The sequence below is a fragment of the Halochromatium sp. NSM3 genome, assembly GCF_059621085.1.
Genome location: NZ_JCAQIA010000007.1, coordinates 59,493 through 72,417, shown reverse-complemented (window position 1 = coordinate 72,417; position 12,925 = coordinate 59,493). Strand labels below are relative to the sequence as shown.

15 protein-coding genes are annotated in these 12,925 nt (G+C 62.9%); 6 read left to right on the top strand and 9 right to left on the bottom strand.

Features of this window, described 5'->3' with window-relative positions:
* Positions 1-3 precede the first annotated feature (3 nt).
* From AC54T3_RS04955 to AC54T3_RS04945, 3 genes are all read right to left on the bottom strand, one after another.
* Positions 4-1,098 (bottom strand): AI-2E family transporter, encoded by a 1,095-nt coding sequence (locus AC54T3_RS04955; protein ID WP_496622829.1) that lies wholly within the window; start codon positions 1,096-1,098, stop codon positions 4-6.
* Positions 1,099-1,120: 22 nt separating this feature from the next.
* Entirely contained in the window at positions 1,121-1,489 is a 369-nt protein-coding gene (locus tag AC54T3_RS04950) for a hypothetical protein (RefSeq protein WP_496622828.1), read from the bottom strand.
* Between the two features lie 96 nt (positions 1,490-1,585).
* Positions 1,586-2,491, bottom strand: a complete 906-nt coding sequence (locus AC54T3_RS04945) for a LysR family transcriptional regulator (protein WP_496622826.1) — start codon at positions 2,489-2,491, stop codon at positions 1,586-1,588.
* Between the two features lie 172 nt (positions 2,492-2,663).
* Here AC54T3_RS04945 and AC54T3_RS04940 point away from each other — a divergent pair, with 172 nt between their 5' ends.
* Positions 2,664-3,980 carry an OmpP1/FadL family transporter gene (locus AC54T3_RS04940; RefSeq protein ID WP_496622824.1) on the top strand — a complete coding sequence of 439 codons (1,317 nt, stop codon included), beginning with the start codon at positions 2,664-2,666 and terminating at the stop codon, positions 3,978-3,980.
* Between the two features lie 105 nt (positions 3,981-4,085).
* On the opposite strand, the gene dsrE2 is transcribed toward AC54T3_RS04940, so the two are convergent.
* The 3 genes from dsrE2 to AC54T3_RS04925 all read right to left on the bottom strand — a co-directional run bounded on the left by dsrE2 (position 4,086) and on the right by AC54T3_RS04925 (position 5,350).
* A complete protein-coding gene (dsrE2, locus tag AC54T3_RS04935; protein ID WP_496622822.1) occupies positions 4,086-4,565 on the bottom strand; it encodes a sulfur carrier protein DsrE2 in 480 nt (159 codons plus the stop codon).
* Between the two features lie 63 nt (positions 4,566-4,628).
* On the bottom strand, positions 4,629-4,859 hold the full coding sequence (locus AC54T3_RS04930) for a sulfurtransferase TusA family protein (RefSeq protein ID WP_496622820.1): 231 nt from the start codon (positions 4,857-4,859) through the stop codon (positions 4,629-4,631).
* 164 nt (positions 4,860-5,023) lie between these two features.
* Positions 5,024-5,350: a rhodanese-like domain-containing protein gene (locus AC54T3_RS04925; protein WP_496622818.1), complete on the bottom strand. Its 327-nt coding sequence runs from the start codon at positions 5,348-5,350 to the stop codon at positions 5,024-5,026.
* A 248-nt stretch (positions 5,351-5,598) separates the two neighbouring features.
* On the opposite strand from AC54T3_RS04925, the gene cysG reads away from it, so the two are divergent.
* Both cysG and AC54T3_RS04915 read left to right on the top strand, forming a co-directional pair.
* A complete protein-coding gene (gene cysG, locus AC54T3_RS04920) occupies positions 5,599-7,026 on the top strand; it encodes a siroheme synthase CysG (RefSeq protein WP_496622816.1) in 1,428 nt (475 codons plus the stop codon).
* 65 nt (positions 7,027-7,091) lie between these two features.
* Positions 7,092-7,355: an FmdB family zinc ribbon protein gene (locus AC54T3_RS04915; RefSeq protein ID WP_496622814.1), complete on the top strand. Its 264-nt coding sequence runs from the start codon at positions 7,092-7,094 to the stop codon at positions 7,353-7,355.
* A gap of 33 nt (positions 7,356-7,388) precedes the next feature.
* On the opposite strand, the gene AC54T3_RS04910 is transcribed toward AC54T3_RS04915, so the two are convergent.
* The gene (locus AC54T3_RS04910) at positions 7,389-8,516 is read right to left on the bottom strand and encodes a S1C family serine protease (protein WP_496622812.1); all 1,128 of its coding nucleotides are present in this window, start codon (positions 8,514-8,516) and stop codon (positions 7,389-7,391) included.
* A gap of 336 nt (positions 8,517-8,852) precedes the next feature.
* On the opposite strand from AC54T3_RS04910, the gene AC54T3_RS04905 reads away from it, so the two are divergent.
* The 3 genes from AC54T3_RS04905 (at position 8,853) to AC54T3_RS04895 (ending at position 11,140) form a co-directional block, all read left to right on the top strand.
* Positions 8,853-9,053, top strand: coding sequence for a YgaP family membrane protein (locus tag AC54T3_RS04905; RefSeq protein ID WP_496622810.1), 201 nt, complete (start codon positions 8,853-8,855; stop codon positions 9,051-9,053).
* 80 nt (positions 9,054-9,133) lie between these two features.
* Complete coding sequence (locus AC54T3_RS04900; RefSeq protein WP_496622808.1) at positions 9,134-10,024, top strand: ABC transporter ATP-binding protein; 891 nt, start codon at positions 9,134-9,136, stop codon at positions 10,022-10,024.
* Between the two features lie 57 nt (positions 10,025-10,081).
* Entirely contained in the window at positions 10,082-11,140 is a 1,059-nt protein-coding gene (locus AC54T3_RS04895) for an ABC transporter permease (protein ID WP_496622806.1), read from the top strand.
* A gap of 63 nt (positions 11,141-11,203) precedes the next feature.
* Here AC54T3_RS04895 and AC54T3_RS04890 read toward each other — a convergent pair whose 3' ends face one another.
* Positions 11,204-12,061 carry a hypothetical protein gene (locus AC54T3_RS04890; protein ID WP_496622804.1) on the bottom strand — a complete coding sequence of 286 codons (858 nt, stop codon included), beginning with the start codon at positions 12,059-12,061 and terminating at the stop codon, positions 11,204-11,206.
* Between the two features lie 40 nt (positions 12,062-12,101).
* The gene (locus AC54T3_RS04885; RefSeq protein WP_496622802.1) at positions 12,102-12,851 is read right to left on the bottom strand and encodes an S-methyl-5'-thioinosine phosphorylase; all 750 of its coding nucleotides are present in this window, start codon (positions 12,849-12,851) and stop codon (positions 12,102-12,104) included.
* Between the last annotated feature and the right edge of the window lie 74 nt (positions 12,852-12,925).

The following is a 12,925-nucleotide window of genomic DNA, read 5'->3' as shown; positions in this document are numbered from 1 at the left end:
CGGCTACTCGCCAACCCCAGCGTCGAGAGAGACGCCCTTTGCCCGCTCGGCATCGATGTGCGGCGGCAACGCGCTCAAGATCGCCTGCACCAGGGTTGCGAGCGGGATCGCGAAGAACACGCCCCAAAAGCCCCAGATGCCGCCAAAGACGAGGATCGCGACGATGATGGCAACCGGATGCAGATCCACCACCTCGGAGAACAGCACCGGCACCAGCACATTGCCATCCAGCGCCTGGATGACAACGTAGGAGACGGTCAGCCAGACGAAGCTTGGCCCCCAGCCCCACTGAAACCAGGCAATCAGCACCACCGGAATCGTCACGATCGAGGCCCCGATGTAGGGGATGATCACCGAGAGCCCAACCAGCACCGAGAGCAAGAGGGCATAGTTGAGCCCGAACAACGAGAAGGTGGCAAAGCTCACCGCCCAGACGATGAGGATCTCCCAGACCTTGCCGCGGACATAGTTCGAGATCTGCAGATCCACCTTCGTCCAGATATCGCTCGCGATGGCGCGATGACGCGGCAGCCACTGTCGGAACCAGGCCAGGATCAGGGCTTTGTCCTTGAGGAAGAAGAACACCAGCAAGGGCATCAGGATCACATAGACCAACAGCGTGATCACGCCGACCACGGAGGACAGCGACAACGACAGTAACTGCTGACCGAGTCCGGCGATATCCCGGCGGATACTGCCAATGAGTTCTTCGATCTGAGCACTGGTGATCAGATCCGGGTAACGCTCGGGCAACTGCATCAGCGCCTGCTGCCCGTGGGCGAGCATGTTCGGTAGTTGTTGCAACAGGTCACGAATCTGGCGCGAGACCGAGGGCAATACACCAATCAGCATCGACATCACGAACAGCATGAAGAGCGTGAACACCACCAGCACGGCCAACCAACGCGGCCAGCGTAGGCGCTCCAGGACGCCGACCAGTCCCTCGAGAAGATAGGCGAGGACAATGCTTGCCAGCACCGGCGTCAGCATCCGGCCGAAGAACAGCAGGATCGCGAACAGGACCAGCAGTACGGAGACCAAAGACAGGATTTGGGGGTCGGAAAAAAACCGACTCAGCCAACGGTTCAAGGCGTGCATGGACATAACCGATGCGCGTTATTCAGAGGGGCTCGTCGACGCGCTCGGAACCCTGGGTCTCGTAGTGCGCTAGAAATAACCGCTCGAGTTCATCGATCACCTCACCGGCCGCGCGTCCCTGCAACACATGCGCGCCCATCAAGGCCGAGGTCTCATGCAGCATCGCGCTGGGGTCGAGCATCGGATAGACGCGACGCAGGCGCTTGATGGCCGCGACAACGCTCTCATCCGGCGGGCGCGGCTCATGTTGCGGCGCGCTGGGCGGGGTCTCGACAGGCGCGCGCTCGCCACCCGTCGCCCCCAAGGTGGCACCGCCGGCGAGCAGAAACTCGCCAAACGCCATCAGCATCGCGCGGTCTTGGGCATTGAGCGCGCGCAGAATCTTGAGCATGCGGCGCTCGTGTGCCGAGGTGCGTTCCATTGGGATCATGTCAGCCCCTGCGTTAGACCATCCGTCAGACGATCGGTCGTGTCATCAGTCGTGCCATCAGCGCAGCGTCCGATCCTTGCAGTATGCCCGGGCGAACTCGAGCAACTCTTCCATTACCCGCATCCTGAATTTATGCTTCTGATGCACGAAGGAAAACGGCCGAAACAGCGGTGGTTCAAGGCGTAATGCGACCAAGGTTCCGAGTTTCAGCTCCTTCTGAACCGTCGCCTTGGAGACGATGGAGACGCCCATGCCCGCTTCGACCGCACCCTTGACCGCCTCGGGACTCCCAAGCTCCATCGCGACCTTGAGCGCTCCCGCGCCCCCGCGCAAGCTATCGAGATAATCGTTGATCACCTCGCGCGTCCCGGAGCCCTCCTCGCGGCAGATGAAGGGATAGTCGAGCACGCGCCGGCACGCCACAGGGCCCAGCAAGGCGAGGTCATGGCCCGGCGGGACGATCGCGACCAGTTCATCCTGCTTACAGGGCTCGACCACCAGGTTGCGATTCGCGACCGGCGATTCGACCACGCCAAGATCGATCGCATTGCGCTCGACCAGAGACACGATCCCCTCACTGTTGGAGACCTTCAGGTGGATCGCGATCTCCGGGTAACGCTTTTTGAAGTCGCCAAGCAGCGGCGGCAGCATGTATTCCGCGATGGTCGTGCTCGCACCCATGGTCAGCGAGCCGCTGATCTCGCCGGTGAGTTCTCGCACGCCCTGCTCCATCTCGGCGTAGAGCGTGAAGATGCGATCTGCGTACTCGAACACGCGGCTGCCGGCATCGGTCAGGCTGATGCGGTTTCTGCCACGATCGAACAGTCGCGTATTGAATTGCTCCTCCAGTTGTCGGACCTGGAAGGTCACCGCCGGCTGCGTCATGTGTAACGCATCAGCCGCCTTAGTGAAGCTCATCAGGCGTGCAACCGTGTGAAACACCTGCAGTCTGCGGTCTGCCATGGTCTCCTCGAAGCCGTGTTCAGCCGGGGACGTTATAGCACAGGCGCTGCTTCTCGGCCCGTGCTGCTCGCGATTGCACGCAACAACAGATTCGCAACATGCCTGGATTTTTACAACAGACTGGTGTAGATTCGCCACAGAATAAAAAGTCGGCTTGTGGAGACCGGTCCCGATGTCTAGAAAGCGCACCGATTGCTGGTCGCACCTCGCGACCGCCGGCGGGGTCGTCGGCGTTTGCGTTTCAGCGAATCTCTCGGCATCCGGATTCGCGGTACCAGAACTCTCGGCGGCAGGCATCGGCACCGCCAATGCGTTGGTCGCAAATCCCGTCGAGCGCGGCGCGGTGCCTTACAATCCGGCCGCGCTCGCCTTCCACGACGAGAGCTGGCTCTCGGTGGGCAACCTGCTGATCGGGCCAGAGTTCTCGGTGGAGACTGCCGACGGCAGCCGCGACAGTGCTGGGGCGAATTGGCTTGCCGCTCCCATGCTTCAGGGTGCCATCAAGCTCAGTGAACGCTGGTCCGCCGGCCTCAGTATGAATGCGCCCTTCGGCCTGGAAACGCGCTGGAACACCGACACTTTCACGCCACTGACCAACCGCATCCCGTTACCACCACCGCCCAATGGCCCCGGCGGCAGCGTGCCCGCAAGCCCGCAGCCGACGCAGAGCAGCCTCGAGATCCTCGCCGTCGTGCCCACCCTCACCTATGCGCTCTCGGATGAGCTGGGCGTTGCCATCGGTGCCGATCTCTACTGGGTGAAGTCGGCCAAACTCAACTCAACGATGACCCAGCTCGAGGGTGACGGCACCGGGCTCGGCTTCAATCTCAGTGCGCTCTACGCCAAGGGGCCGTTCAGCGCGGGGATCAACGTCCACTCAAGCGCCACCATCAACGTCGAGGGCAGCTACAGCGTGTTGGACCCGACGCTGCTGCTCATCGGCGCGCTGCAACCGAGTCAAACGGCGGAGTTGGATTTGGACTTGCCGTGGCGGCTACAGCTCGGCGCCCGTTACGCGTTCACCCCGGCGCTTGCGGTCGAGGTCGATTGGACCCGCACTGGCTGGAGCAACTTCGAGACGATTCAGGTGACGGGGGATCTCAATGGCGCCATCCTGTTCGAGGATCGCAACGACTGGGAAGACGCCAATGCCTATCGAGTCGGCATCACCTATCAGCTTCAAGAACAGACGCAGTTGCGTGTCGGCTACTCCTACGATGAAACGCCGCAGGGCGATGCGCATTTCAGCGCCCGGGTTCCAGACAACGATCGTCACCTGTTCGGCATCGGCGTCGGCCACCATCTCGGCGATGGTTGGCAGCTCGAGGCCGGCTACATGTATGTGCAGTTCGAGGATCGCACGTATCGCAGCGCGACCCCCTATCTAGGGGGTGCCGAGATCAATGGAACCAATGCCATCGACGGCGATTACGAAGCCAACGCGCATCTCATTGGACTCGCCGTCAGCAAGTCGTTCGACGCCTTTTGAACGCAGGCGCTACAGCGCTCCTGCCCCGTTCCCCCTAAGCGCGCACACCTCGCCGCGCATTTTAATAGGCCGCTCCACTGGAACGGCCTTTCTTTTCTCCGGCGCCTAGATATATAGGCAGATATCGCTCTCGCCAGCGAACTCGAAGAAGGCTGCGGCGCCGGCATACTCGACACCGTCGATAAATTCCGCCGAATCCATATCGAACAAGTCGACCGTCATCTGGCAGGCGATCATCTTCACATCCGCTTCCTGGCAGAGTTCGCGCAGCTCATCGACGCTGGCAACGCCCTTGTCCTTCATCGTCTTCTTCATCATCTTGGTCATCATGCCCTGCATACCGGGCAGAGTCATGCCTAGGACCGGGAACCACTTATCCATGCCCATCGGCATGGGCATCCCGGGATTGCCGAGCGGCGTCACCTGAAGATCGAGCTTTTTCTTCAGCAACTGCAGCCCGTAGAAGGTGAAGAATATCTGCGTCTCATAGCCGAGCGCGGCTGCGGTCGATGCCAGGATAAAGGGGGGATAGGCCCAATCGAGCGAGCCCTTGGTGGCGATGATGGCCAGTTTCTTGTCGTCCATCGTGTCCTCCGAATGGAGCCCGGTGGCCGAGCCCCTGTGGTGTTGTAAGGGGTAAGCCGGAGGTCAGTTCTTCTTGATCATGAAGTGAAACTTGCCACCGTCTTCCTTCGATTCCATCAGCTCGTTGCCGGTCTGCTTGGAGAAGGCATCGAAGTCCTTGACCGACCCGGGATCGGTCGCGATCACGTGCAGCACCTGACCCGCTTCCATGCCATTGAGGGTTTTCTTCGCACGCAGGATCGGCAGGGGGCAGTTGAGACCGCTTGCGTCCAGTTCTTGATCGAAGTCCGCCATCGAATAAACCTCGCACTCTGTGTTGGAAAACGGGAGATCCGTTTCTAGTCTAAGACCCACGTTTGTGCGTTAGTATTTCAGCACAAACGAAGCTGCTGATTTTTAGCCGAAACCAGACAAAAAGGCAATATCGGGGGGATGGCATTGCACCTCGCACCGGGCGCTCAGGTGCCGCCGAGCGGCCCCATCTCGTAGCCGTGGCGGGCCCAGGCAATGATGCCGCCACGCAGGTTGAGGGCGTTCTCGAAGCCCTGCTGGGCCAGAAACTGACAGCAGTGATACGAGCGTGCACCGCTGCGGCAATAGATCACCACCGATCGATCGCGAGGCAGCTCCGCCGCGCGCACGGGGATGACCGCCATCGGGATGTGAATGGCGTTCGGCAAGGCCCCTTGCGCCACCTCCGAGGGCGTGCGGACATCGACCAGCAGGATATCGTCGCCATCGCTCAGCCGCGACTTCAGCGTGTCGGAATCAATCTCTGTGACCACCTTAGGCTACCCAATCACCAAGTATTTCAGTATATTAACATGTCTGAAAGCAGGCGTCGCCGGTTCTTGCCCCCGCGATCGGCCCCAGACCGCCGGAGTACAGCGTATGATCATTGGTCTGATGGGCGCTTGATTCCAGCCTAGCACCGGCTCGCACGCCCGGCCCGGACGCGCCGAGGCCGAGCGCCAGCAGCGCAAGCGAGCGCTTCCGACCCTTACCGTTTCGCCCCGAGAGGCATGCTCAAACGATGGAACACCTGCCCATCTTCCTGGATATCAAAGCCAAGCCTTGTCTGGTCGTCGGCGGCGGCCCGATCGCGCTGCGCAAGCTCGAGAACCTGAAGCGCGCCGGCGCCCAGATCAACGTCGTGGCACCGACCTTGGCGCCTGAATTCCGCGCGCGCGTCGATGAGACCGAGATCCGCTATCACGCCCGTTGCTTCCAAGAGGGCGACATCGAGGGGATGCGGTTGGTGATCGCGGCCACCGACGATCGTGACGTCAATCGACAGATTGCCGCTCTAGCCAACTCGCGCGGCATCCCGGTCAACGTCGCCGATCAGCCCGAGGACTGTACCTTCATCATGCCGTCGATCATCGACCGCTCGCCGGTGGTGGTCGCCGTCTCGACCGGCAGCGCCTCGCCGGTCCTCGCGCGCATGATCCGGGCGCGGCTGGAGTCACTGGTGCCAGCCGGTTACGGGCGCCTCGCCGAACTCTGCGCCGACTATCGCGATCAGGTGAAGGCGCGCTTCGACCAGCAGCGCGATCGCCGCCGCTTCTGGGATCGGGTGCTGCAAGGCGGGGTCGCCGAACGCATCTTCTCCGGTCACCTCGCCGAGGCCAAGGTGGCAATGGAAAAAGAACTCGCCGCCGGCACCCAGGCCAGCACGGGTGAGGTCTATCTGGTGGGCGCCGGCCCAGGCGACCCGGACCTGCTCACCTTCCGCGCCCTGCGCCTGATGCAACAGGCCGATGTGGTGGTCTACGACCGCCTCGTCGCCAAACCGATCATCGACATGGTGCGTCGCGATGCCGAGCATATCTACGTCGGCAAGCAGCGCAATCAGCATACGATGCGCCAAGAAGAGATCAACCAGCTCCTCGCCCGCCTCGCCAAGGAAGGCCACCGCGTGCTGCGGCTCAAGGGCGGCGATCCCTTCATCTTTGGCCGCGGCGGCGAGGAGATCGACACCCTGGCCGCCGAAGGCGTGCCCTTCCAGGTCGTGCCCGGCATCACTGCCGCCAATGGCTGTGCCTGCTATGGCGGCATCCCGCTGACCCATCGCGACTATGCGCAATCGGTCACCTTCGTGACTGGCCATCTCAAGGATCACAGCATCGATCTCAACTGGCCCCAGTTGGCACAACCCAAGCAGACGGTGGTGTTCTACATGGGCCTGGTTGGCCTGCCGCAGATCGTCGATAAATTGGTCGAGCATGGGGTCTCACCCCAGATGCCGGTAGCACTGGTCCAACAGGGCACCACCCACATGCAGAAGGTGTATGTCGGCACCTTGGCGACCATCCTGGCCGAGGTTGAGGCCGATCCTCCGCAGCCGCCCACCCTGGTCATCGTCGGCGAGGTGGTGCGGTTGCGCGACAAGCTGGCCTGGTTCAGCACCGAGCCCGACCCGGAACAGGGAGCGACGACGCCGATCCTGCCCGGCGACTGAGTTTATCGCCCCCGATTGCTATCATCGCGCGCTATCAATGACGACGGATAAACGGAGATCCATCCATGCCAACCTATGATTATCGCTGTGAGACCAACGGCCAAGTGGTCGAGGTCAACCATCGCATGAGCGACACCATCCGCACTTGGGGCGAGCTTTGCGCGCGCGCCGAGATCCCCTGTGGCGACACCCCCGCATCGACCCCGGTCAGCCGCATGGCCACCGGCGGCAACCTGATCTCGAGCAGCGCGCTGGGCAGCGGCGCGGCGCCAGCGCCCGCCTGTGGCGCCGGTGGCTGCTGCCCAACCGGTGTTTGCGGACTCGGCTGAGGCACGAAGACGCCCTCACTGGCGAAGGCGCGCTCAATCCCGACCCACCGCCTCGCCACCGAGGTCGACGGGCACCTCAACACGGCGGCCATCCCTGAGGATCGCAAGCGTCACCCGGTCACCAACCTGATACTGTTCCAGGATCTGGGTCAGATCGTTCATCTTGCTGACCGCGTGCCCGTCCACCCGCTGAATGATGTCGCCCGGCAGGATGTCTCCCGCCGGGCTCACCCGCGTCTCGATCAGCCCCGCGCTCGCGGCGGGCGAGCCCGCGCCGACACCGAGCACCAACACCCCCTCGACCCCGAGCTGTTTCAGGATCGGTCGGCTCACGCCATCGTCGCCCAGGATGCCGATGCGCGGTCGCCTGTAATGGCCACGCGCGATCAGTTGCGGCACCACGCGATTGATGGTGTCCACCGGCACCGCGAAGCCGATCCCGGTGAAGGTGCCCGAGGCGCTAAAGATGGCCGTGTTGATGCCGATCAGCCGCCCCGCGCTGTCGAGCAAGGGACCGCCCGAGTGACCCGGATTGATCGCCGCGTCGGTCTGGATCAGGCCCCTGATCTCGCCCGAGCGCTCGTTGTAGACGCTGCGCTCCAAGGCCGAGACCACGCCGGTGGTGAGGCTGTAATCGAAGCCGAACGGATTGCCGATCGCAAACACCTTCTGCCCGACCTTGAGATCGGCGCTGCGCCCGATCGGCACCGGCGTCGGCGCCTGCCAGGCGCCGCTGATCCTGAGCACGGCCAGATCATGGGCCGGACTCTTGCCGATCAGCTCGGCGCGGAAACTGCGCTGATCGGCCAGCCGCACCCAGGCCGCGCTAGCCTCGGCAACCACATGCCAGTTGGTCACGATATGGCGCTGGTCGTCCCACACGAAGCCGGAGCCGGTCCCGCGACGAACTTCGCTTAGATCCTGCGTCCACGGGCTGATCACCTGGTTCGTGGTGGTGAGATACACCACCGAGGGGCTGACGGACTCAAAGATCGCGATCGTCGAGCGCTCATCGGCCGCCAACTCCCCGCGCGCCGTCACGGCTCTTGGTACCGCCTCGCGCTCGATCAGCCAGGTCTCGAGCCAGGGGCGGAACGCGAGCAGGCCAAGAAAGGCGATCACCGCCCAGAACAGGGCGCGGGATAAGTGGAATCCGTGCATGACGACAGGGGCTCAGCGGCAGGAGGGGGCAACGGACGTGAACGCTCAGGATAACGACTCTGCTGGACGAGCAGCGCACATTCGTCGCATCGATTGTTCAATCGCAACGCCCCTCTGGCCAGTTTGCCCGTATAATCGGACCACATGCAGTGGGTCCAACGCGACTCCGCTGCACATTCACGGGCATGGTCCCTGGCATCGGCCCAGATGCGGGAAATCCTCAGCCACCGTCCCCATCATCCTATGCCTTGGCAGCCGTGGCCTTGATCCTCCGCGATCAGTCGCAGCGGCCCGCGTGATACCCCTATCCCCCATCCACCCTCTAAGGAGTTCCCTATGAACCTCGTCAAAAATGTCGGACAGACCGATCGCAACATCCGTTATGCCGCCGCCGGCGTCCTGGTCCTCTTTGGCCTGATCACTGGCTCATGGCTGCTGAGCATTCTCGGTTTGATCGTGCTCGCGACCGCTTACCTTGGTACCTGCGGCGCCTACATCCCGTTCGGCATCAATACCATCAAGAACGATCAGGAATAATCTGAGCGTTCAGCACTAGGGGGCGCAAGCCCCCTCTCGGCACAGGGACGTGTCGCCTCGCTGTTTTTTCATGCGCACCCATGACCAACACCGCCTTCCTCATCGCGGCGGAAGGCCTGGAAAAACACTTCCCGGGCGTCCGCGCCGTTGATGGCATCAGCCTCGGCGTCCGAGCCGGTCAGTGCTTCGGACTCCTGGGACCCAACGGTGCCGGTAAGACGACCACGCTCGAGATGCTCGAGGGTATTCAAACCCCAACCGCTGGGCGCGTCCTGTTCCAAGGGCGGCCCCTCGATCGCGAGTTTCGCGAACGGATCGGCATCCAATTCCAAGCGACCGCGCTGCAGGACTTCCAGCGTGTGCGCGAATCCCTGGCCATGTTCGCGGCCCTCTATCAGCACCACGCCGACCTCGACGAACTGATCCAGCTCTGCCATCTCGGCGAGATCCTCGATCGCGACACCCGTCAGCTCTCCGGCGGCCAGCGCCAACGCCTGCTGCTAGCCATCGCGCTGGTGAACGACCCGGCGCTGATCTTTCTCGACGAGCCCACCACGGGCCTCGATCCTCAAGCGCGACGCAACTTCTGGGCGCTGATCGATCGCGTGCTCGCGCGCGGCACCACCCTGCTGATCACGACCCATTACATGGAAGAGGCGGAGCGCCTTTGCGACGAGATCGCGATCATCGATCACGGACGCATCCTGATTCAAGGCCGACCGAACGCACTCATTCAAGCGCATTTCCCCGCCGCCATCCTGCGGCTGCCGAGCAGTGCTTGGCCCACTGATGAGCCCCTGCCGGCGAACGCCGAGCGTCGCGACACCAGCATCGAACTCTACGTCGATGAGGTGCCTGCGGCACTCGAGCAACTGGAGCGGCATGGCGCTTCGCTGATCGATCTGCGCGTCGACCGCCCGAGCCTCGAGGATCTCTTCCTCAAATTGACCGGCCACAGCCTCAGAGCCTGACCCATGATGACATCCAATGCGATGCCAAGGCGACGCCGAGCCAGCGCGCCCGCAGCCATGGCTAGAGCGAGTTGGAAACGCATCCTGGCCATCTTCATCGCCCGCAACCGCGAGTTCTATCGCGACACCGCTGGGCTGGTGTGGAATATGCTGATGCCGGTGCTGATGATCGTTGCCTTCGCGTTCATCTTCGGCGCCGGCAGCCAAATCCTGTTCAAGGTTGGGCTGCTCAGCGACAACGACGCCGCACCCAGAGCGCCGGTGATCACCGGCGAACTCGACGCATTTCTCGCGATCAATGCGATTCAATTCGTTCCAGTCACGGACCAAGCGGCGGGCATCGCCAAGGTTGCGAGACACCAACTGGATCTGCTGCTCGATCCCAACACTCCATCCCGGTATTGGATCAACCCCGAGTCCCCGAACGGCTCCATCGTCGAGCGTCTGCTCTTAGGCTCAATCGCCGATCAAACCGAGAACAAGCCAACCCCGCAACGCGAGATCGCCACGGGCGAGGCCCTGAGCTATGCCGACTGGGCGCTCCCCGGCGTGCTCGCGATGAACCTGATGTTCTCGAGTCTCTGGGGCGTCGGTTGGGTCGTCGTGCGCTACCGTAAGAACGGCGTCCTGCGGCGCCTCAAGGCTACTCCATTGACACCGCTCGAATTCCTAATGGCACAGATCCTGTCGCGGCTGATAGTCGTGCTCGTCTCAAGCCTCGTGGTCTACGGCGGCGCGCTGCTGTTCCTCGACGTCCCGATGCGTGGCTCGTATCTGGCGCTGATCCTGATCTATATTGCCGGCGCCCTCTGCATGATCAGCCTGGGCCTGATCGTTGCCGCGCGGCTGCGCACCGAGGAATTGGCCGACGGACTGCTCAACCTGCTGTCCTGGCCGATGCTGCTGCTCTCGGGGGTGTGGTTTTCGATGGAGGGGACCAGCGCCGCAGCTCAGGCCCTTTCGACGCTGATGCCCCTGAGGTACCTCGTCGAAGGTGCGCGCGCCATCATGATCGACGGTGCGGGACTGCTGGACGTTGCGCCACAGCTCGCCTTGTTGCTGGCGATGGCGACCATCCTGATCGCCATTGCCGCCCGTCTCTTTCGCTGGGAGTAAGGGAAGGGCGTCAGCGCGCGAGCGGGTCGCTCGACCCCGCTCGCATCTCAGCGATAACCTGGATCAGTTAGGCTGAGGGGCCATTGGCGCGTTGGGATAATAGCCAGGCGCAGCAGGTGCTGGCCACCGACCATAGGGGCCATAAGGTGCCGCAGGCGGCATCCCCGGCGGTCCTGCGGGTTGCATGCGCTGCATCGCTTCCCAACGCTGACGCGCGAAGGCCTCGGCCTGGCGCCGTTGTTCGGCATAGTAGGCTTCGATTTGAGCGCGACGTTGCGCTGCCCAATCGCCCGCCGATGCTGGCGCATTCGACGCCGTATCGGCGCCCGTCGCCGCCTGAGTCTGCTTGGCACCCGAGGAAGCCGTTTCGTTCACGCTAGAACGCGTATCCGCAGCGGACTTCTCGGTGGATGCGGTTTGCTCGCTCGTCTTGGCGGCAGACGGAGCGCTTGGAGTCGGCTTGGCGTCAGACTCGGGCTTCTTCGTCATCAACGCCCGGGCAAAGGCTTCGGCCTCTTGCTTGCTGACATCGGCCTTGGTCGCCGCCGGTGTCTCTGCGGCCGGCTTGCTCGCTGGCGGCGCCGTCTTGGCAACGGGCTCGGATGCCGGCTTGGGCGCCGGCTCAGCCGCCGCTGGCGGCTGGGATTGAGCCTGATCGGCTTGCGGCGTCGCCGAATCAGTCACCTGTGGCGCTGCAGCCTCTGGCGCTTGGCGTTCGCTGTCATTCTTGGTGAAGGGAATGAAGGGCTCTCCAGGTTGGCGTTCCAGCGAACCCAGATAGAGGAATCCGAACAACAGCACAAGGCTCCAGAGGATAAGCTTCGGCAAGAATCCCATGCGCTGCTTCGGCCGCTCCGTGTTGTCCGCCGCAGCCTGCTCTTCCGCGCCCTGTTCTGGGGTGTTCTCCTGGTCGTCAGCCATGATCATGTCTCCGCAAGTCGTTTGTTGGTGGGGGTTAGGGTTAGAGCCCTGGGCGCCGTTCGACAAGCAACGCCAGCAGGCGCCCGATCTCATCTGCGCAGCGCTCGATCTGTGCGTTGATCGCTGCCATGGTAATCGCTTCATCGCTGAGGCCGGCGCCCCAGTTGACGACAAACGCAAGCGTGGCGTAGTCGAGACCGAGTTCGCGCGCTAGGGCGGCCTCCGGCATCGCTGTCATGCCGACGAGATCACAGCCATCCTGGGCCATGCGGCGGATCTCGGCGGCTGTTTCAAGACGCGGCCCTTGGCTCACGCCATAGGTTCCACCATCCCGCAGCGCAATGCCAGCATCGGCTGCCGCCGCAAGCAGTGCCTGCCGCATGGAATCGTCGTAAGGTTGGGTGAACTCGATATGCTCAACGCCCGCATCCTTGTCATCGAAGATGCTATGGGCCCGCCCGTAGGTGTAATCGATGAGCTGATCGGGGACGCACAGCACTCCGGGCGCGCAGCTCGGATGGATGCCGCCGACGGCACCCAGGCCGACGATGGCCGTGCAACCGACGTCGGCGAGCGCCTGGATATTGGCCCGGTAGTTGATCCGATGCGGGGGGAGTCGGTGTTCTGGTCCATGGCGGGCCAGGAACCAGAGCGGGCGCCCATTGAGAAGACCATGCACCAGGGGTGCCGAAGTGGTGCCGTAGCGCGTTTCGACCCGCTTGTGCTCCTGGACCTTGAGGCCTGGGAACGCATCAAAACCGGAACCACCAATAATCGCCAACGCAGACATGAATGTCACTCCTAGACCGCAGGCGTGACATTGTACTGGACCCGAGCGGCACTTGAATACTTACATGAGCACGG

What these genes read in the sequence shown, in the direction of transcription:
- AC54T3_RS04955 (WP_496622829.1), bottom strand. Translation starts at nt 1,098, where the DNA reads ATGCACGCCTTGAACCGTTGGCTGAGTCGGTTTTTTTCCGACCCCCAA.
- cysG (WP_496622816.1), top strand. Translation starts at nt 5,599, where the DNA reads ATGGAACACCTGCCCATCTTCCTGGATATCAAAGCCAAGCCTTGTCTG.
- AC54T3_RS04885 (WP_496622802.1), bottom strand. Translation starts at nt 12,851, where the DNA reads ATGTCTGCGTTGGCGATTATTGGTGGTTCCGGTTTTGATGCGTTCCCA.
- AC54T3_RS04950 (WP_496622828.1), bottom strand. Translation starts at nt 1,489, where the DNA reads ATGCTCAAGATTCTGCGCGCGCTCAATGCCCAAGACCGCGCGATGCTG.
- AC54T3_RS04900 (WP_496622808.1), top strand. Translation starts at nt 9,134, where the DNA reads ATGACCAACACCGCCTTCCTCATCGCGGCGGAAGGCCTGGAAAAACAC.
- AC54T3_RS04905 (WP_496622810.1), top strand. Translation starts at nt 8,853, where the DNA reads ATGAACCTCGTCAAAAATGTCGGACAGACCGATCGCAACATCCGTTAT.
- AC54T3_RS04945 (WP_496622826.1), bottom strand. Translation starts at nt 2,491, where the DNA reads ATGGCAGACCGCAGACTGCAGGTGTTTCACACGGTTGCACGCCTGATG.
- AC54T3_RS04940 (WP_496622824.1), top strand. Translation starts at nt 2,664, where the DNA reads ATGTCTAGAAAGCGCACCGATTGCTGGTCGCACCTCGCGACCGCCGGC.
- AC54T3_RS04890 (WP_496622804.1), bottom strand. Translation starts at nt 12,061, where the DNA reads ATGGCTGACGACCAGGAGAACACCCCAGAACAGGGCGCGGAAGAGCAG.
- dsrE2 (WP_496622822.1), bottom strand. Translation starts at nt 4,565, where the DNA reads ATGGACGACAAGAAACTGGCCATCATCGCCACCAAGGGCTCGCTCGAT.
- AC54T3_RS04915 (WP_496622814.1), top strand. Translation starts at nt 7,092, where the DNA reads ATGCCAACCTATGATTATCGCTGTGAGACCAACGGCCAAGTGGTCGAG.
- AC54T3_RS04930 (WP_496622820.1), bottom strand. Translation starts at nt 4,859, where the DNA reads ATGGCGGACTTCGATCAAGAACTGGACGCAAGCGGTCTCAACTGCCCC.
- AC54T3_RS04895 (WP_496622806.1), top strand. Translation starts at nt 10,082, where the DNA reads ATGGCTAGAGCGAGTTGGAAACGCATCCTGGCCATCTTCATCGCCCGC.
- AC54T3_RS04910 (WP_496622812.1), bottom strand. Translation starts at nt 8,516, where the DNA reads ATGCACGGATTCCACTTATCCCGCGCCCTGTTCTGGGCGGTGATCGCC.